Below are 19,055 nucleotides of genomic sequence, written 5' to 3'. Positions count from 1 at the left end.
AATTGGTTGTGCGGTAGATTTTGTGTGTAGGCTTCTTCATTTGAAAATTATATCGCTGAAAAACCCTTTACAGATAGGTTTGTGCAACAAAGCCATTACCCACTAGAAAATTATGCTTAAGCAAATTTTTGGTTAATGCTGAAAAGGCCTTGGGCTTTGATCGAGAAATTGGATTGTCGATGCCTACACTCCACTTTATTTATTTTCAGACAGCAACCAATCAAGAGCGTTCATTTTTACAATACCATTATAATTGGCTTCAGTCCCTATGGTGTCTAAGGTAAGTAAATACTTGGGATATGAATCAGAAATTTTCTGTAATGGACGTAACTCTCGGCTTAGTGTCTCCTCATTGAGAGTTTCTAATGCCACCTGATAATAAGTTAAATTCTGTAAAGTATCGACAGCAACAAAATCAATTTCATATTCATCAACCCGCCCTACATAGACCGTATAGCCTCGTCTGACAAGCTCAAGATAAATCACATTTTCTAAAATATGACCTTGATCAGCATTAGCATCAGGCAACATAATGCGGCGCAATCCGACATCAACTAAATAGTATTTTTCAGAGGATTGTAATAACTCACGCCCACGTACTTTAAATTGTGCGGCGCTATAAAATAGCAAACTGTCCTGTAAGCCCTGAATATAGCGTTTTACTGTTTCAAATGAGATTTTAACCCCACTTGAAACAAAGGTATTTTTAATTTTATTGATGGAAATGGGTGAGCCTGTCACGCTTGCCAAATATCTTGCGACACGCTCGAGAGAGTTAATATCGGCCGTATTCAAACGGGGAATAACATCTTTAAACATTACAATGGCATAGACCGCTTGCAAGTAATCATAGGTTTCCTGCTGGCTGGTCATGGCAAGCGTATAGGGGAAACTACTGCGCGTGTACATGGCATACAAATCACGATTGGATAATTGTTGGATGATCTGATTATTTTCAATATGCCACTGTTTAAACTCTTGGAATGACAAGGGTAAAACATGTTGCTCGATATAGCGTCCTGTGAGTAACGTCGCAAGTTCTCCACTCAGAAAGAATGCATTTGAACCTGTAATATATAAATCGATATAATCCCGAACATATAAAGAGTCGACTACTTTTTCAAAATTGGTAACATGTTGTATTTCATCTAAAAAAACATAGTTTTTCTTGCTTTCATCAACTTTTGACAGTACATAATCATGTAGTTTGCGGTAATCGGTAAGTTCTTCAAATTCCATAAATTCAAAGTTGATGGCAATGATGTTTTCGGCTTGTACACCCTGTGCTTTCAGGTCTTGTTGAAACATCGCCAACAAGGTGGATTTTCCAGAGCGACGTACACCTGAAAGCACTTTAATAACATCACGGTTTTGCCATGTATTCAGAAATTTTAAGTAGCTATCACGTCGAATATTAGTTTTTCTCATTGTTTACACTTAAACTCTAAAGTTTTAATTTATTCTATCAAAGTTTAGATACCAAGTGAAAATATATTTAATTACAAAGAAAGTTTCTAGTTCATGTGAGCTATTTAAAATTCTAAACTGCTTTTATAGCAGTTTAGAGACGCTAATCACGACAAGCTCCAAGATACCAGGTCTACTCTTTAGACGAAATTTGGTAGGTTTTTTTATCGACGACATAAATCCGAATTCTGTATTTTTGATTATTTTCTATGTCATGTTATGTCATTGCTGCTACGACTTATCTGCTATACAAATTGAGTGAATAGTAAATTGCATATTCCTATGTAAATCTACCCCCTATTCCTATTTGCACCCTACCATTCATTTCTGTTCGTATAAGCCACTAGGCATGCCAAACTCTTGATTAATGGTATCAATATTGATACTATTAATCATTGGCACTATTGAGCATTTAAATGGCAAATCTTGATCAACTTATAGAACAAATGCGGAATAATCCAAAAAATATCCGCTATGTCGATTTACTCAAGGTTTGTAAGCAATATTTTGGTGAACCAAGACAAACAAGTGGTAGTCACACGGTATTTAAAACACCGTGGCAAGGCGATCCTCGTATTAATCTTCAAGATGATAGCGGAAAGGCTAAACCTTATCAGGTTAGGCAAGTATTAGCTGCACTTGATAAACTTAAAACATTGTGAGGTGTCAAATGGATAGCAAACAATTTACTTATCGTGTTACATGGTCAGCAGAAGATAATGAGTATGTTGGTCTATGTGCCGAATTTCCGTCACTGTCTTGGCTCGATGCAGAACAATCTAAAGCATTCTCAGGGATTGTTGATCTTGTTGCTGAAGTTGTAGCAGATATGATCAGCAATAATGAGAAATTACCTGTACCGCTTTCAGAAAAAAAGTATAGCGGACGGTTTGCTGTTCGTGTTCCATCAATGGTTCATCAAAAACTAGCACTTGAAGCTGCGGAGCGTGGTGTGAGTATGAATCGTTTGGTATCGGCAAAATTGGCTATGTAGTTTTATATCTTGATGGTCTACTTGGAATGAGAATGACTGGTAGACCATAAACAAGAATAGCTGGTTGGTTTATCCAATAATTTGCAGAAAATGGAATAAAATTTATCTAGACCTATCTACACATAATTTTCGTTAAAAATTAATATTCAATTTTTAGCAAGAATAGCGTTATATTTTGATCAAAAAAAATGCCCAGAGAGGGATCAATGGGCAAAATTAAGGATCTTGACGGTCATTCAGAAACTACAGCTAGGTTCTAGCTATGATTCTGCACTTAATTAAAAAAAGCTACACTGGCTGAATGTATCAAAAGTTGAATCATGTGATTTATCATTAATTAATACACTTGAGAAAACAAGATCATAGCCCTGCTGATTAATACAGTAACTCACCAAACAAATCCGCTCTGATCTCTTCTAAGCTGAGATCTGATTTCATTCTATTACAAAGTGGATGAACCAGCAGACCATTCTCTAGCACCCCTTGGCCACCTGCGGCTTTGGCAATCCGATGATCCGATTCAGTAGAATCGAGATAGATTAATCCATCACAAATGGGGCAAAAGTTATGATTACCCACCAGAAAATTGTGCTTAAGCAAATTTTTGGTTAATGCTGAAAAGGCCTTGGGCTTTGATCGAGAGATGGGGCTAATCGATTCCACATATCCGACTACATGCTCTACAACCCCATCATCATAATTACCCAAAAATCTTTCAGAGTAAAACTCGTTAAAGTTGATGTACTTAAAAGCCTTTGACATCGACAAAATGAAGGTATTCAGGCATTCTTTATCTTTAAAATCAATATCCATTTCTAGGCTTAAACAGATAAATGCCTTATAAACGATTTGCAGTCGATCATAGCCTTTAATCCCACTCCCGAACTTGCCGACCGTTTCAGTGATCGCCACTGGAAAATTGGCAATCAAGAATTCAATACTACTGCGGACGCGTGTAAACTCTTTAAAGCTAATCGTTCTATGATGAATCTGCATGCGGCTTTCATGAATTTCATACACAATTGAAAACCATGCAAGAAAAGAAGTAATCTGAAAACGCTGATCCTTATAAAAATATAAGTATGGATGTAAGCCCAAACTCGGAACCCCAGCATTTTTTACAGGCGTCGCTATTCTGCAAAGAATGGTCAACAGATGCGACATTAGGTTTTCAACGCGCTCCCCCTGATTCAGACTCATAATATTATGAATCTGATCACCCGCAATGATATTCATCAGCTCATTGACCAAGCCAATTTTTTTGCCATGACTCATTTCATTGTCTAATAAAATGGTCGAAAAAAGTAGCTGGTGGATCCTCTCCCCTAACTCAATCAACTCATTTAAACGTGTATATTGGAGCTCTTCTAGGTTAGATTTATTGTCATTGATATAACAACAGGCATAGATCGCATAATACGCGTCACTACCGCGATTTCTTAGGTGATATTCCTCATATTTATCTAAACGTTTAGTATCTGAGTTAATCGATTGAAATACCCGTCGCGCATCTTCCGGAGTCCCCAGTACCTGCCTGAAACTGATTTTAATATCTTCTAACTTCGACTTTTTTTCTGCAAATTCAGCATCAGTGCAAATTCTTTGAAAATCAGCCAGATCCCCTAAATGACTTCGGAGGTAACGAATATCTTGTTTTTGTGGATCATTGAAATTAGGTGCTTGAGTGACTTGCTCATCCGCAAAATATCTATTGATCCACGCATAGATACAGGAAAGACGATGTGCCCCATCAATAATGTAAATATTGCCGTGTATATCTTTCCAATACAAAATGCATAAATTGATGTTTTGATCTTCTGTGCAATCTTCAATAAAGTTTGCAATTTCTTGCACGCTCCAACATTCCGTAGAACGCTGGTTATCCGCCTTAAATAAACATTTGATGATTGAATGCTTTTCAAAATCAGTCAGTGCCACTTCAAAATTGTCACGCTGCATTGAAGGTGACATTTCTTCTGGCAACATGACTTTACGCTGAATAATATTGGTCAATAGTCGTGTAGAACCCATTTCTTATTTTCTCCAGGCAACACTTTCCTACTTTCGCACAAGTACGAAATTTGAAAATGTATATAGTTCGATTTGGTTAAAGCTGTGAATTAAATGACCGTCAATATCCAGTCAGCGCTAACAAAAGAGACCTAAGAGAAATGGGGGGATTAGATAATAAAATCTTCATGTTTAGTACCTGTAGTTTAGAGTTGACTATCTACAACCATCTTTTCCACGAGATGGAGGTAGACCAAACAGGGGTGGAAATACCGCACTACAGAAGACGGCCAGTCATAGACTGCCCTGCCTGGCCTACCATAATGGCAAACTAAGCATAATAAGCACAAAAAACCGCTAAAGCGGTTTTAATGCTTCTGTAGTAATTTTCAGGTTTCCACGCCCGATTACAGATTTTGCTGTAATGTAATTATCATATTTGTATCTTTTACTTTGGTCAAACCAAATTAGACTTTTTTCATTTTCTGGTGGTGTTTCAAGTTTAATGCTGGCTTATTTTTTAAAAATTTTAACCGAAAAAATCCCTGTATTTTCAATACTTCCAAGGATGCCTATTTATCTCAAAATCTATGCAGCATACTTTTTGAAGCACTATCTACATTTATTTTTTAATTCTATGAAAGGGCCTCAATGAATTAAAATCATGAGAATAATTAAAACAAAAAATCAAATTCGCGGAAACCCAGGCCTTTGCTTGGTAAATCAGATTTTGACAAAGCAAAGGCCTGGGCCCCTTAAATTGAACGATATCTGCTTAGGCTATTCCCATAAGGAAGGGTGTTGTACAGCTTCCAATAGCAAATCAAATGCAAGGGATAATGTAATGTTTTTATTGCTTTGTTGATCGATAAAATAGACGTGAATCTCACGACTTTTTTGCGTGATATCCACCGGATAGTTATCGTACTGTAATTGGACATCTTCAGGTAACAACAGCTGCATCCCCTCGATAAAATCCTGCATTTCCCAACCCATCTTTGGCTTTTGCTGGGCATCAAAACGACATTGGAAACAAAACTGGTTTCTTCTGAGTTTGCCATGCTGAATCAATACAGCTAAAGCTGACAGAACTTTCTCCTTTAAAAGATCTTTTAATGCGATAAATAGCTGTAGGCTCTTTGGCTTCAGCTTGGTTTTGATCTGCTTGTCATATAGGTCGCTTAAGTACTTTTTCTCGATCGATGCAGCATTGTCCAAATTCCATCCAAGTTTACTGAATGAAGGGACTTGCCATTTTACAGCAAGCCAAAGCGCACGCTTAATCCAAATATCTAGGTTATCCACTATATGAGGTGCTTGGATCTCTGCATCTTGATATGTGTTGAGATACGTGTAGATGACCTTGTAGGATAATGGCTTTAGCTCGAATTGCATCTTGGGCATCAGATAAGGTTGTACTTTCTGATCAATACCCAACACCGGTTGCTCACGTTCAAAGCACTTTCGGTGTTGGCGGTCGCGATTCAGATCCACCGCTTCAGTTTCTTCACGATCATAATGCCTATTCAGAACAGCAGGATGAACTACACAGGGCGTATTGTAAATTCGATCAATCGCCAGCAGATCCAGGGTATGCAGGTAGTGTGAGGCCGTTTGTTCAATCGAGCTATGCCCCATCCAATCGGCCAGCAAACGCCATTTATGCTGAATCACCGCTTCATGCCTGATTGCCTGTTCACCGAACAGATGCTTGCGCATGGACTTAGCCTGCTGCCAGCTGTAGTCGGTATAGGTCATCACCATTTCTTTCGATCCCAACCAGGTGATTGCCAAATGAGTGGCGGCACTATGGCGGAAACTGTGGAAGGTATAGCCATGATCTGGCTTGATGACTTCATCGAACAGCAGCCGGGTCATTTGTGAGATATACAGCTCGCTCAGGATTTCTCCACCGATCTCAAAAACCAGCTGCTCGTTCGCCTTCTTATTATTCGGCTGCTGAAAACAAAGCAGAAGATAGCTTTTCACCGCTTGCAGTTCATCATCCAGTAATACCGCGTTCAAATCGAGTTGACGTTGCGCATTTTGGCTTTTCAGTCGTCGATAGACATTATTTTTCAAGGTGATGCGTATGGCGACCGTTTGATTGCCTGGATCGTCTTTCCACAGCAGTTGAGGACAAATGATTTCACCCAGCGTCAGCCCCCGGATTTCATTGAGTCTACATCCCAAACGATAAGCCAGGATGTACATTAGCAGCAACAGCTGCAAATGGACTTTTTCTTTTTGAGTTGAACAGGCCTCAATTTTCTGAATGACTGTTTTTTTTAATTGAATAAACAGCTGTGGGCTGATGAGCTTGGCTTGACAGAACTGGATACGTTGAAAATCACTGTGGTCAAAGCTGCTGACCGCTGGCACATTCTCCGGATATTCTTTCTGGCAAAAAGCATGGAAATCTTTCAGTCGTCCAAAGGCATATTGTGCCCGACCCTGAGTGCGAGTGTCTGTGTATTCACGCTGTGTTTCAGCACGTTCATCGATGCCGTTCAGGATGGAGGCATACAATTGCTCATAGTGCTCTACATTCATCTGTTCAAGGTCATTGTCATACATATAGATATGAAAGAAATAGTCTTTCGCAAAACTGCTCAGATAACGCTTGATACTACTCAATTTTAATTTCTTGCCGTTTTCTTTTTCTTCTTTTCTCAAATAAAAGATCCAGCTCAATAGTCTTAACTGTGCTTCTATCAAATTGCATTCTTTATAGTTGTCGCCCGCTAAGGCTGCCTTCTTTACACTCAACCGGGTTTGAATATTGCGCCATTGCTTAAACTGCTGCTGATGGCGTTGTCTTTGGCTTTGCTTATTTTTCCCTGCCGGGGCTCGCTCTTGTTCAAAAAAATCCAACTCAAATGGAAGCTCGTTCAGTTGCTGATGTGCCGTGATTACCACAGGTTTGGCTGTTTCAGTCTCTAACGGGAGGATCCCATATTCTACTTTGACAAGATCTTTCGTGGATTTCAAGGTATTGAACCAGGCTACACCTTGGTCTTCTGCCGTTAAAGACACGGTTTTTAGATGATTCTGCAATACTTCACTTAAACACATATCCAGACTCAAGTCTGGATTGATTTCTAGCGCCAAGTTGACATGCTGAAAGGGCTTGAGTGCAGTGATCTCAATGAGATCCTGATCCTCGGATCGCAAGATTTTTTTTAATGCCGCAATCTGTTCCGAGACCTTGAGCTGTTTTTTAAGATTCTCGAACACACTCAGAATCGCTTCCAGCACCTTACGCGGATGTTGTGGTTGCAGGTCCTCTGCTTGCTGTTTCAGGATGTGTAAAAAAAGTTGTGCATAAGGATTGAACCAGACATGCCGCCACTGATAAATCTTCTTGTCTTTAATCTCATTGCCGTAATAGCGGTGTGGCATGCAGTAACTGAGAACCAGTGGATTGGTAATTTTTTTATAATCACTTCGATACAGTGTTGAATACCCAGACAACGGATGGCACATTTTCTCCTTCTCTTTCTCCTCCTCCAGCAGACGATTGCCGATGGCGACCAGCTGAGTGAGATCACTACAGCCTGAACAATAAATCAGACTTAAATACAGATGACCCAAGCACTGTTGTGCTGTTGGCATCTGCAATGTCTCGCTACGCCAATACGCTTTCAGTCCTCTGGCAATATGAAAATGCTGCTGTCCCAACCGCAGTCTGGCTTCAGTGCTGAGAATCTGCCGCGGTGGCGGATCAGAAAACAGCGTCGTGGGACGCAGCTTAATCGGATAAGGCTGGTGTTCCTCATTCTGATACTGTTCTAAACAGGCTAAAAAACTGGCTTCACTGTGTTTGATATACGGTTTGCGCTTGGCACGAGTGGTGAAGTCTTTGTTCCTTAAGAAAGTCTCCAGTCCTTTGGCGAAATCCGCCCAGATTCGGGCAATCTGGTCATCGACCTCCTGCTGGCTATCCTTCTGTCCTGCAATAGCCTCCTTCATTTGTTGAAAAGTAAAGGCCACTTGCTGAGCAATCTGATGATAAATGGTTGATGGAATCTTAATCAGATAAGCATCTTCCGATGCGCTTTCATCAGCCTCTTTACGCTTAATCAAACAGTCTTCAGCCCATTGTAAATAAGGGGCTCTCAGCGCGACCGTGGCAATCTTTTTATCCTTTAAAAATGCCTTGATTTCTTCCTGACAATCCACCCAAATTTTCTCAATTTCGCTATCGATCTCAAGCGTATTACCCTGATTTTTTTTAATGACCTCCGACATCTTATTAAAATCCGCTTCGACTTGCTGCTTGATATTTTCATATATCAGCGACATGATTTTAATCGGATAAGCCTCTTGCGTTTCGCTCAGGTAGTCTTCCTTCAGCTGAAAAAAATAGGCTTCGCTCTGTTGTAGATAAGGGGCTCGGAGTGTTGCCGTGCTAAGCTTGTGGTTCTTCAAAAATTTCTTCAGCGCTGACTGAAAATCTAGCCAGATTTTCTCAAGCCCTTTATCAATCTCCGGCGTACTTCTTTTACGCCCTGCAATCGATTGGAGCATCTGCTGAAAAGTCAGTTCAACTTGCTCACCAATATACGCAGCAATCACATCATGCTTTGTCATGTGCTTTATCCTTTTCTGGCATCGGACTGGATAAATGCTCAACCTGCAATATCTTGATCATCTCATCGATGCCTTGGCTGACATGGCATATATACTGATACAAGGAGGCTGAGGAATAACGATAAAACAGCTCCTGATCGCGTTGATCATGGCCGTACAAGGCCTGAATCACATTAAACGCCACTCCATGATCCATCAGCATATTCATTGCAAAATGGCGCAGCCAGTTATTGTAAATAGGCGCTGAGCCATAGCGCGACAACGCCTCATTCACCCAAGCTCGGCTGAGAGGCTTGATCCTGATTTTAGGGCTGTCCCATGCTTGAGCCGTCACTGGCAAGCTTCCCGGATAGACAATCACCTTGCCAAACAGATCCTCAAGGGTAATATTTTTCTTGAAAACAAATTTCAGTAATTCCGCATAGTGACTGATCGCACTGTTTAAGAAATCGAGATAATGATTGAACGCCTGAGTAAAAAACTTCGCTAACGGAATAAAACGCCCATCCTTACGCGATTGGCTATTCTTTTTATCATTCACATACAACAGTCTTAAATCCAGATCATAAGCACTACACTCCCCCAACAAATGTTCTTGCGGACGTCGTGTTAAACATAACAGGCTGATATGCCACATCCACAAACTGTAGGCATTGATCCGCTCGATCAGGTGCTGATGCAACTGAATTTTCTCATGACAGACCTTGTGCAGCTGCTGGAAGAAATCGGACACAAAATCTGGAGTCAGGGCCAATTGACTCCCCAGCCGGGTGGTATCTGCTTCACTCGAGCTTTCAAACTGCTGCTCGACGATCTTGATCTCGGCTTCCGTGTCCGGTCTGCACAGCGTATTCAGATAAATCCGGTACTTCTCATTCAGCTGCTTCTTTGCAACCCCTCCGTAAAAACTGCCGGGAAGATCATGAGAACTATCTTTGCCCGACAGCACATGTGCAATATATTCATTAAACGTGTGGTGAAAAACATGGAAGTACAACTGTGCCTGTAACTTTTCGACAGTGATTGAACCAAGCTGTTGTCCTGCTATGCATTTTTTCAGATATTGATTGACCTCTTGCACCGTCACAGGCGCAGTACCACAACGTAAATGTAGATATTCAAACCAGCTGCTGGACAGATACAGCTCATGAGATACCATATGATTCAACTGATGTGGCATTAAACTTTCATTTTTTTGCTGAGTAATCGCCAGATACAGTCTCACCTGATATTCCGGCCGCTTGGCGCTCCCCGTTTTCAGCAGCACCCCCTTTTCAATCAGCTGTTCATAGTTCAGGAGTGCAACAGGTGACAAGCCACTGCTTAAACTGAGTAAACAGGCGGCAGCCATGGCAGAACTGTCCGGATCTTGGCTATTTAATTCGCTATTTAACAGGTAAAACAGATGCTGAATTACATCCTGACTCATATAATAAGAGTTGGTCACCAGCGGTTGTAAACGACGCTGTCGATGTCGCAACATATGCGTCGCATATTCATTCACAAATCTAAAAAAACGACCAGTTCCCGGATCTGTGGTTTCGATCTGCCAACCTTGTTCAATCGCATCAATCTCGCCCTCTTCATCTATCACGATCCATGGATCAAACGTGATATCAGCCGGAAAATCAGCTAAAGTAATCTTCCCCTGCGATGGGTAATCCTCTTTAACGTCCTCTTCTTGAAAGGGCCAATCCGGCACAGGTTTCAGCTTTTTAGGTCTTGGTTTTCTCGGTTTCCGTTTTTTAGCTTTTATTCTTTGCAGTATGCGTTTTCTTCGTATTTTCCTGTGGATTTTTCGATACACGATTTTTTTGTCGGCCAGACGTTTAAAAATGATGGTCAGTGCACGCAAGTAGTTGGAAAATTTTTTCTCTTTTAAAGAAAAATCCTGAATAAACTCCGTCCAATTCTCATAAATTTCCTTATTGAACTGCACCAGATTCAACATAAAATCTAAATAGCATTGCAGTAATCGTCTGCTGTCTCTTTCCTCACTGCTTTCCTCTTGCTGTTGCAGACCAAGCTCAACCAGCGGTTTACAAATGTAGCGCAACAAATCACAGATTTCTTTTTGCTTGGCGTCAGAAGCCGTTAACGGACAAATCGCCTGATATTTCTTGTAAAACAAATAACTGACCCGCAAGAGCAAATACCCGGTTTCATCCAGCTGTTCAGAAACATACGTAGCAAAATAAGTGAATGCCGCAAATAGATAATCCTTGCCTAGTTGTCGGGCGCTCACAATCGAGGTGTAAACTTTAGCTGCATTAAGCTTCAATTGCTCAATTTGGAGTAAATCATCTACAGATAATTCATAAAATTCTGTGAACGTCACAGTTTGCTGTAGTTGCAAGTATAGGATCGCGAAGTTGACCCGCAATATCTCACTATCGCTTTTGTCTGCTTTATTTAATTTCTCACATTCTTGCGTTTCAGCAGTGAGGTGAGATTGCAGATAGTTTTCTAAAGATTGTACTTTTGCCACGTTTCATGACTCACAATTCAATTTTTTCTTCAGGACTAAGATCACACTGACGCTTAATTTTCAGAATCTCTTTAACTTGTTTTTTGATTTCCTCATTGCGCAAGTTAAAAAACGTTATCAAAAAATACGCACTGAGTGATCCAGACTGACCAAAAACTTTAGCCTGAAATTCTGGTTCAATATAAATACCAAGCTCACGGATCAACTGCAGCTGTGGCAGGTAATGCACATGTGCACGCACGGCACTGTCAGTTTTTAATATCTTGATAATCTGCTCCCAGATCTTCACATAGCATTTTTCAAACTCCTTCTGTTTGTTTTTATTCTTGCCTGGTTCCTGTTTCATCAGACTCTCCACTTTCTGCTTCAACTTAAGTAGCTTTGGTGTTCTGGTAACGAAAGGAAGAATGAACTGATAAAGAAAGAGGGCAGTGCTGCTTGCTGACTGAGCAAAAATCATACTAAAATGACCAAAAATTAACATACAAAGTTTTATAACATTTTTTTTATTTACTTTTAAAGATTTTTTAGTTAATAATCACAATAATAATATTATTCAAATACTTATAATTTTAAAATATCTAATATTCTGCAAACTCTCCCACTATATTAGTTACAACCCCTCAATTTCCATAAACAGTTTCAACAAAACATCATTAAATCCAGTCATAAAAAGCAAGTGAACAAACTGCCTAAGATGTAAATCTTTGAGCTTATCAAACTGATCGATATGCTGTTAAAACAGTTTAAATTGAGCAGAAAATCATGTGCCTCGCCTCAAATTTTGGTAAGCATACGCTGAACCCCATCGCTATTTTTTAATTCGGTTCAGGTTCCAAGCGGTGTCGCAGTAACTATTTGGGTCACTTTATGTGTCGGCAACCTTTCAGCACATCACTTAAATAGGCATATATAGCCCATTCATCTTTGCTGACTGGATCAGGGTCATGATGTTCGCTGCTCGCTGACTACTGCGTAGCGAACCTGCAAACAGCCAGTTCTACCCTCAAGGAGGTATCTACACAAATATTTTTAATTGAGCTATCGTAGGCAGCATGTTTTAAATTTTACGACAACTCGATTAGATGCCCGTCTCGTTAAATGCAAGAACATCAGTATCTAAGTGAATCGAAATTTGTTGCTTCACAGGGCTATAGAATTGATCGTGGCGTACAAAGGCATTTTAACTTTTAAATGTTTGTGCAACAAAGCCATACTTATTACTGAAAAAAATATCTCATAACTTTATAATTACTCGCAAATCTTTCATTATTTTAATAAGGCTCTAGACTAGCAGATTTACACTTAGTTTTACCTAATGAGGTCCCACAACCCTGTTGCTAGCTCATTAAGCTCCCTCATCCAACGCCATTCTGTTTCTTTAAGATGATAATCAAAATACTCTTTTGATATACCGTTGAACTTTGCTAGCCTTCTTTTCTCTGTACACGACAAATTTCACAGAACCCTTATCCTTGATCCTAGCCAAAATAATGGACAGCACGTCCCTCTAAAGATAACGTAACTTTAATCTTTGGAGATTCAAGAAATGGCTAAACGTTTTAGTCCTGAATTTAAACAGCAAGCGATTGATTATGCACTTTCAAACTCCCACGAAGCTATAGCTGCAATCGCCCAGAAATTAGGTGTGGGTTATTCAACTTTAGACAAATGGATTCGTGAAGCCAATCCAGTGGGTTCAAGCAAACGTCAACTTTCACCAGAACAACAGCGGATCTTAGAATTAGAGAAAGAAGTCAAACAGCTCAGGGAAGCCAATGACATCTTAAAAAAAGCGCATGTGTACTTTCTGACAGATCATGCCAAGAAAAGTACACGGTAATTCAAGATCTAGATATGAATGAAGTCACCGTTTCTTCTGCCTGTAAATACCTAGGTGTCAGCACTTCAGGCTATTATGCCTGGCGAAAACGTCAAGCCAATACGGCACAGAAATATAATGATTTAAAAGCCGTATATTGGCAGCATCATGTACGATTGGGTGCACCTTCATTGGTACATGACATGCATGATTTAGGTTACAGCATGAGCGAACGAACCGTTGGAAGAATGCTTAAAAAGCTTGGTTTACGTAGCAGGATTGCACGTAAATACAAGCATACGACTGATTCAAACCATCGTTTGCCTACAGCACCCAACTTGTTGGATCGCCAATTTACAGTTACTCAGCCTAATAAAGGCTGGACAACAGACATTACCTATATCCGCACTAAAGAAGGTTGGTTGTATTTATGTGTGATGCTAGATTTATTTAGCCGTCGTATCGTGGGGTGGCAAACCAGCCATCGAATAGACCGTCAATTGGTGTGTGATGCGTTTCATTATGCAATGGCTCGTCAGGGGTATCCAATGGGTGTCATGGTGCATTCGGACCAAGGCTCACAGTACTGTAGTCGTGATTTTAGGGCGCTATTATTGACGAATAACTGCGTTCAAAGTATGTCACGCAGGGGAAACTGTTGGGATAATGCAGTGACCGAAAGCTTCTTTCATACATTGAAAGGTCATGTGGTCCATGGCAGTGTGTTTGCCACTCGAAAAGAAGCGAATACTGTCTTGTTTGACTATATTGAGATTTATTACAATCGGGTCAGAAGGCATTCCGCAAACGGCTGGTTAAGCCCAGAAGCCTTTGAACAGAAATATTTTAAAAATTTAGAGGGATTTGTTGTCCACGATACTGTCTAGGATCAGACAAAATACAAAGAAGTGTACTGAAGAAAATAAAATTCAATAATGCATGAGAATATAATTGGTTTGAGGTTATTAAAAAAAGTGTAGCAACTTGCTACACTTTTTCGCTTTTTTGAATCAGCTGTTTTAAAAAATCTTCTAGTTGTAAGAGACTAGCTTCGTCAATTTCCGAGATATTCAGAGAAACCTTAAGCTGTTTTTGATTGAGTTTGATATTCCCCGCAATCTTACCTGCATATTCAATTTTTCTAACCACAGATGTTGTGGTCAGTTTTTCTGGATCCTGACTCAATATTTTTTCAGCATAGGCAGTAACTTTACTTTGCTCTAGTTTTTTGTCTTTTACTTTTTCCCAAGCCCCTAGCAAAGCCTTTTCGGCCTCAGAAAGTTGCTCTATATGATCCGACAGAAATTTTTTGAATGCAGTTGCAGCAGTACGACCTAGTAGGCCTGGTTCCACATCAAGGTCATTTAAAATTACTTGAGGCAGTTTTTCGTATGCTAAATACTTGTACATATCTTCGCGATTTAAACCCAGTGAATTGGCTAAACGTTGCTTGTTTTTCTTTAACTTCTCATCAAGTGAGTTCAGGCCAATAAAAATTTCATAATCTGTCAGGTCCTGACGCTTTAAATTCTCTGCTAAGGTTAACAAAGATGCTTCTACATTATTCGCATCAATGATAATGGCTTCAATCACAGACTTGCCGAGTAACTGGTGCGCCCGTAAGCGCCGCTCGCCTGCAATGAGTTCATATTTCAGATTATCAAGTTTACGTACTGTAATGGGCTGCAAAAGACCGACTTCGTCAATGGAATCCGCCAGTTCTTTTAATTGTGACTCTTCAAATAATTTACGCGGCTGGTTTGGACTGCGGCTGATATCCTCAATAGGAACATTACGTCTAAACTCTTTCAGTTCTCTAATATTGTCTTTCTGTGCTTGCTGATGTTTTTCTGTATTCTGTTTCAGTTTCTGAGCTAAAAGCTCTTTGGTGCTTGCCATAATACTCTCAGGTTTAAACTTTAGCTACAATTTCATTGGCAAGGCTTTCAAAAGCCTTACGTACTTTTGAATTTTTTTCTACTTTCAAAAGTGATTGTTGAAGAATCGCTGCTTGATTAACTTTAGTACTTTGAGGAATGGTGGTCTCTAAAAGTTTTCCTACCTGTTTCAAGGCTTCATTCCGAATCAGTTTACAGACATTCTGACGTTCATCATGCTTAATTAGTAAAGCGCCTAAAAGCTCTAAATCTGGATTAATACGTTTGATCTTTTCAAGATGATTTAAAAGATCTGTTACCCCATACAATCCATATTGTGATCCGGATTCGATAGGGATAATGACATGTGTTGAAGATGCCAAGGCATTGCTGGTTAATAATTTAAGACTAGGTGGACAGTCGATCAATATAAAATCATAAAGATCTTTTAACAGTTCTAACTTGATATTTAACTCTTCAGAAGGACGGGGGGCTTCTTCTTTTAGTTGGTCTTCTGTTTTTCCTAAATTCAAGGAACCATAAATTAATGATACTTTTTCAAAGTTCGTTTCTTCTTGTAATGCATCTGCCAACAACGAAATATCGCCCACCAGTAATTCTGCTGTAGTCACAACAATTTCGCTTGGATGTTGGATCCCAATATGTAAACTTGCGTTTGCTTGAGGATCTAAATCAATGACTAAAACTTTGTTGCCCAGATTGGCAAGTTCTGAGGCGAGGTGCACAACAGTCGTTGTTTTGCCACATCCGCCTTTGTGGTTAGCAACAGTAATAATTTTTGCAGACATGCGTGTCAGATGATTCCGTATTTGAATGTCTAGTAATATAAATAACTTTCACTTATCTTACTATAGTTTTTAAATTTATAAACCTATTTGTTCAGATGTAAAACAGCTTAAAAAATAAATCTTTAAATAGGCTAGCTTAATTAATAATTAGAATAATTAGTTATTTAGCTAATTAATAATTAAGAGCATATTTTTATTATATAAAACAAATACTTATGTTTTTAAAAGTGGAAGGTCTGTCACCGTAAAGTGGAAGGTTTGTCACCGTAAGGTGGAAGGTTTGTCATCCTAAAGTGGAAGGTCTGTCACTGTAAAGTGGAAGGTCTGTCACTAGGGTGGAAGGTTTGTCACTGCTACTTTTTAAACTGCTATTTTTATAAAAAAATAGTTAAAAAAACAATAATTTAGGCTGTTAATAAAGTCCCGTAAATAAGCTTTAAAGGTGGAAAGGTTGTCACTGTATATTTTTAACCTGTGGATAATCTGTTTTTATTGGATATTTCCTGATGATTATATGTACAGTTATACCTTTCAAATCTAACTGAAAGGTGGAAGCCTTGTCACATCAGGGTTTCTATCTGACTTACCCTACCTGAATGTGGATGAAAACAAGTAAAAATAGGCATTCTGAACTGTAATTTAGGAGCTAAAGGTGGAAGGTCTGTCACTATAGGGTGGAAATATTATATTTAATTCCACTTTAAAGGAGAAAAACCGGCTAAACCGCTTTTTTTTGATGACAAACCTTCCACTTTTAGAATCTTGTGGTGAAAGCCTTGAAAGTTTTTCCACTTTTGTATATAAAAACTAAGTCAAATTATAAATATCACGGTTATGACAGAATCTGAACCATTGCAAGAAGAATCGAATTATATTCCTTACTGTATAGGCAACATTCGCCATAATGGTGTTGTCAGTACCAGTAACCGTTTAATTCGCCCAATCGAGTTATCAGCCAATGAATACAAAGCGCTTCTATATGCAATGGCAGTTGCGAATTATAGTGAGAAAAATAGGGTAAATGGTGAAATCACCGAACAAACCTATATTTATTTGTATAAGGATGATCTGGCAGATTTACTAGGATTGAATAAACGTAATTCAATTAATGTTGCAATAGACCGCATCTATAAAGAACTTTCATCCCGGGTGGCTCATTTTATTATTGAGGAGCCTGCTGATGATGGTAAGAGAAAAACTAAAAAAGTACATTCTGTCGTTCCCATTATCCGTGAGTTAAGATGGGAAGATGACTCTAAAAATGCGATTCAGATTCGTTTTACCAGTGAGGTATTACCGTATTTCACTCAACTGGCGGGGGGGAATTTTACCACCTATCAGCTAAAACATCTTTTTGCCCTGGATTCTGTTGCCAGTATGAGTCTTTATACGTATTTCATTAAAAACGAATTCAAGTACGCCAATCAAAAGAGTTATGAAGTGCCATTACTTTTGGAAAACTTGAAAGCACTGATTGATATTAATGAAACCAAATATGATCGCTGGGTAGATTTTAGACGCTATGTATTAGACAAAATAGTGGCAGAAATTAATGAAAATACAGATCTACAATTACAATATGAAACCGTTAAGAAAGGCCGTCCAATTGTAGGTGTGAATTTTAAATTGCATCATCGGATTGCTGATAAAGCACCGGATGAAATTGCAGTAATTGAAAAAATCTATCTTGATGTTCCATTTGAAGACAATCCATTCGTAAAAGAATTGGGAGCGAAATTCGATACGAATATACGTTCTTGGTATATTTTTAATAATGATGAAAATTATCAGCAATTCAAGAAGTGGTTTAAAAAAGTAGGATGTCTCACTGACTCTCAAGCAAATATCGTTATTAATGACACTTTATTCCAAATGGATTTTGCTGAAATTGGTATGGGTCTGAATGACTTTAAACGAAATATGAAGCATAAACTTAAAAATAATCCGGAATTCGTTCAAAGTATTCGTGAAAGACTGAATGATATTTTTGGGAAAGAGCTTATTTAGGAGAAAGTGTAGCAACTTGCTACACTTTTTAGATATATGTCTGTGAAGAATTCATGCGCTAAGCACAATAGGATAAAAACTAGTAATAAATTCCTCTGTACACGACAAATTTCACAGAACCCTTATCCTATGAGGCTTCTGCCTTCTTAAAATGGCTTTGTTGCACAAAGATTTGAAATGCAAAGCGCCCCTAATTGAGCCAAATTTAAGGCGTAACTTGGGTAAGTGGTCGACCTAATTCCGTAAACTTGTTAAGGACTGCTACACGTGCATGGATCTCATTCACTTGGCTATCAAAACGGCACTGTTGCAAATAGAGATTTGAGTCGATGATGCTCCCTTTAAAATTGCTTAGAGACCGAAAACCCTGTTGATTAGACACACTTCGCCCTGAGGTTGACCATAATAAAATGACGAAGCTTGTCCTTTATGTAGTGCACGCATGACTTCAATCCCTTTAATTGTGGCATATGCCGTCTTCATAGATTTGAATCCTAAAGTAGCCCTGATGATCCGCTTTAGCTTGCCATGATCACATTCAATTAAATTGTTCTTATATTTAATTTGTCGATGTTCAAGGTCGATTGGGCATTTTCCTTCTCGCTTTAACCGTGATAAAGCGTGGCCATAGGTCGCTGCTTTATCTGTATTGATAACACGTGGAATCTGCCATTTTTTCACCGTATTGAAAATCTTTCCTAGAAAACAATAGGCTGATTTACTGTTCCGTCGAGCGGAAAGGTAAAAGTCAATCGTATGACCACGTTGATCAACTGCACGATATAGGTAAGACCATCGCCCATTTACTTTGATATAAGTTTCATCCATATGCCATGAATGTAAATCTGTAGGATTACGCCAATACCAGCGTAACCGTTTTTCCATTTCTGGAGGGCTTTGTTGCACAAACCTATCTGTAAAGGGTTTTTCAGCGATATAATTTTCAAATGAAGAAGCCTACACACAAAATCTACCGCACAACCAATTG

General features: G+C 39.1%; 11 protein-coding genes and 3 pseudogenes. 4 read left to right on the top strand and 10 right to left on the bottom strand.

All coding sequences use genetic code 11. From position 1 onward, the window contains the following. Positions 1-195 precede the first annotated feature (195 nt). Positions 196-1,428, bottom strand: coding sequence for an ATP-binding protein (locus MMO38_RS16125; RefSeq protein WP_241324151.1), 1,233 nt, complete (start codon positions 1,426-1,428; stop codon positions 196-198). A gap of 455 nt (positions 1,429-1,883) precedes the next feature. Here MMO38_RS16125 and MMO38_RS16120 point away from each other — a divergent pair, with 455 nt between their 5' ends. Next, positions 1,884-2,129, top strand: coding sequence for a hypothetical protein (locus MMO38_RS16120; RefSeq protein WP_063454489.1), 246 nt, complete (start codon positions 1,884-1,886; stop codon positions 2,127-2,129). 8 nt (positions 2,130-2,137) lie between these two features. Beyond that, the gene (locus tag MMO38_RS16115) at positions 2,138-2,461 is read left to right on the top strand and encodes a toxin-antitoxin system HicB family antitoxin (RefSeq protein WP_063454488.1); all 324 of its coding nucleotides are present in this window, start codon (positions 2,138-2,140) and stop codon (positions 2,459-2,461) included. Positions 2,462-2,836: 375 nt separating this feature from the next. Here MMO38_RS16115 and MMO38_RS16110 read toward each other — a convergent pair whose 3' ends face one another. From MMO38_RS16110 to MMO38_RS16085, 6 genes and pseudogenes are all read right to left on the bottom strand, one after another. Further along, positions 2,837-4,492 carry an HNH endonuclease signature motif containing protein gene (locus MMO38_RS16110; protein WP_241324150.1) on the bottom strand — a complete coding sequence of 552 codons (1,656 nt, stop codon included), beginning with the start codon at positions 4,490-4,492 and terminating at the stop codon, positions 2,837-2,839. A gap of 759 nt (positions 4,493-5,251) precedes the next feature. Continuing rightward, positions 5,252-9,064 (bottom strand): site-specific integrase, encoded by a 3,813-nt coding sequence (locus MMO38_RS16105; protein WP_241324149.1) that lies wholly within the window; start codon positions 9,062-9,064, stop codon positions 5,252-5,254. Beyond that, positions 9,051-11,552, bottom strand: a complete 2,502-nt coding sequence (locus MMO38_RS16100) for a hypothetical protein (RefSeq protein ID WP_241324148.1) — start codon at positions 11,550-11,552, stop codon at positions 9,051-9,053. Before MMO38_RS16100 ends, MMO38_RS16105 begins: the two co-directional genes overlap by 14 nt. A gap of 10 nt (positions 11,553-11,562) precedes the next feature. Beyond that, on the bottom strand, positions 11,563-11,898 hold the full coding sequence (locus MMO38_RS16095; protein ID WP_241324147.1) for a hypothetical protein: 336 nt from the start codon (positions 11,896-11,898) through the stop codon (positions 11,563-11,565). Positions 11,899-12,370: 472 nt separating this feature from the next. After that, positions 12,371-12,552: pseudogene (locus MMO38_RS16090) on the bottom strand (transposase domain-containing protein); the annotation flags it as partial. Between the two features lie 311 nt (positions 12,553-12,863). Continuing rightward, positions 12,864-12,992: pseudogene (locus MMO38_RS16085) on the bottom strand (IS1595 family transposase); the annotation flags it as partial. A 109-nt stretch (positions 12,993-13,101) separates the two neighbouring features. Here MMO38_RS16085 and MMO38_RS16080 point away from each other — a divergent pair. Beyond that, a protein-coding gene (locus MMO38_RS16080; protein ID WP_241324146.1) for an IS3 family transposase occupies positions 13,102-14,261 on the top strand; the annotation gives its coding sequence in 2 pieces (ribosomal slippage) (positions 13,102-13,336 and positions 13,336-14,261; 1,161 coding nt in all). A gap of 100 nt (positions 14,262-14,361) precedes the next feature. Here MMO38_RS16080 and MMO38_RS16075 read toward each other — a convergent pair. After that, positions 14,362-15,273: a ParB/RepB/Spo0J family partition protein gene (locus MMO38_RS16075; protein ID WP_241324145.1), complete on the bottom strand. Its 912-nt coding sequence runs from the start codon at positions 15,271-15,273 to the stop codon at positions 14,362-14,364. 13 nt (positions 15,274-15,286) lie between these two features. After that, positions 15,287-16,060 (bottom strand): ParA family protein, encoded by a 774-nt coding sequence (locus MMO38_RS16070; protein ID WP_139853766.1) that lies wholly within the window; start codon positions 16,058-16,060, stop codon positions 15,287-15,289. Positions 16,061-16,894: 834 nt separating this feature from the next. On the opposite strand from MMO38_RS16070, the gene MMO38_RS16065 reads away from it, so the two are divergent. Continuing rightward, entirely contained in the window at positions 16,895-18,067 is a 1,173-nt protein-coding gene (locus MMO38_RS16065) for a replication initiation protein (RefSeq protein WP_193894286.1), read from the top strand. A gap of 351 nt (positions 18,068-18,418) precedes the next feature. Here the strand turns inward: MMO38_RS16065 and MMO38_RS16060 are convergent. Then, positions 18,419-18,979 (bottom strand): annotated as a pseudogene (locus MMO38_RS16060) (IS6 family transposase); the annotation flags it as partial. Between the last annotated feature and the right edge of the window lie 76 nt (positions 18,980-19,055).

Source organism: Acinetobacter sp. NIPH 1852 (genome assembly GCF_022549455.1).
Lineage (GTDB): Bacteria > Pseudomonadota > Gammaproteobacteria > Pseudomonadales > Moraxellaceae > Acinetobacter.
This window is presented reverse-complemented; position numbering and strand designations above follow the sequence as displayed.

Coding starts and splice junctions, on each gene's coding strand:
- MMO38_RS16125 (WP_241324151.1), bottom strand. CDS start 1,428: ATGAGAAAAACTAATATTCGACGTGATAGCTACTTAAAATTTCTGAAT.
- MMO38_RS16120 (WP_063454489.1), top strand. CDS start 1,884: ATGGCAAATCTTGATCAACTTATAGAACAAATGCGGAATAATCCAAAA.
- MMO38_RS16115 (WP_063454488.1), top strand. CDS start 2,138: ATGGATAGCAAACAATTTACTTATCGTGTTACATGGTCAGCAGAAGAT.
- MMO38_RS16110 (WP_241324150.1), bottom strand. CDS start 4,492: ATGGGTTCTACACGACTATTGACCAATATTATTCAGCGTAAAGTCATG.
- MMO38_RS16105 (WP_241324149.1), bottom strand. CDS start 9,064: ATGACAAAGCATGATGTGATTGCTGCGTATATTGGTGAGCAAGTTGAA.
- MMO38_RS16095 (WP_241324147.1), bottom strand. CDS start 11,898: ATGAAACAGGAACCAGGCAAGAATAAAAACAAACAGAAGGAGTTTGAA.
- MMO38_RS16075 (WP_241324145.1), bottom strand. CDS start 15,273: ATGGCAAGCACCAAAGAGCTTTTAGCTCAGAAACTGAAACAGAATACA.
- MMO38_RS16070 (WP_139853766.1), bottom strand. CDS start 16,060: ATGTCTGCAAAAATTATTACTGTTGCTAACCACAAAGGCGGATGTGGC.
- MMO38_RS16065 (WP_193894286.1), top strand. CDS start 16,895: ATGACAGAATCTGAACCATTGCAAGAAGAATCGAATTATATTCCTTAC.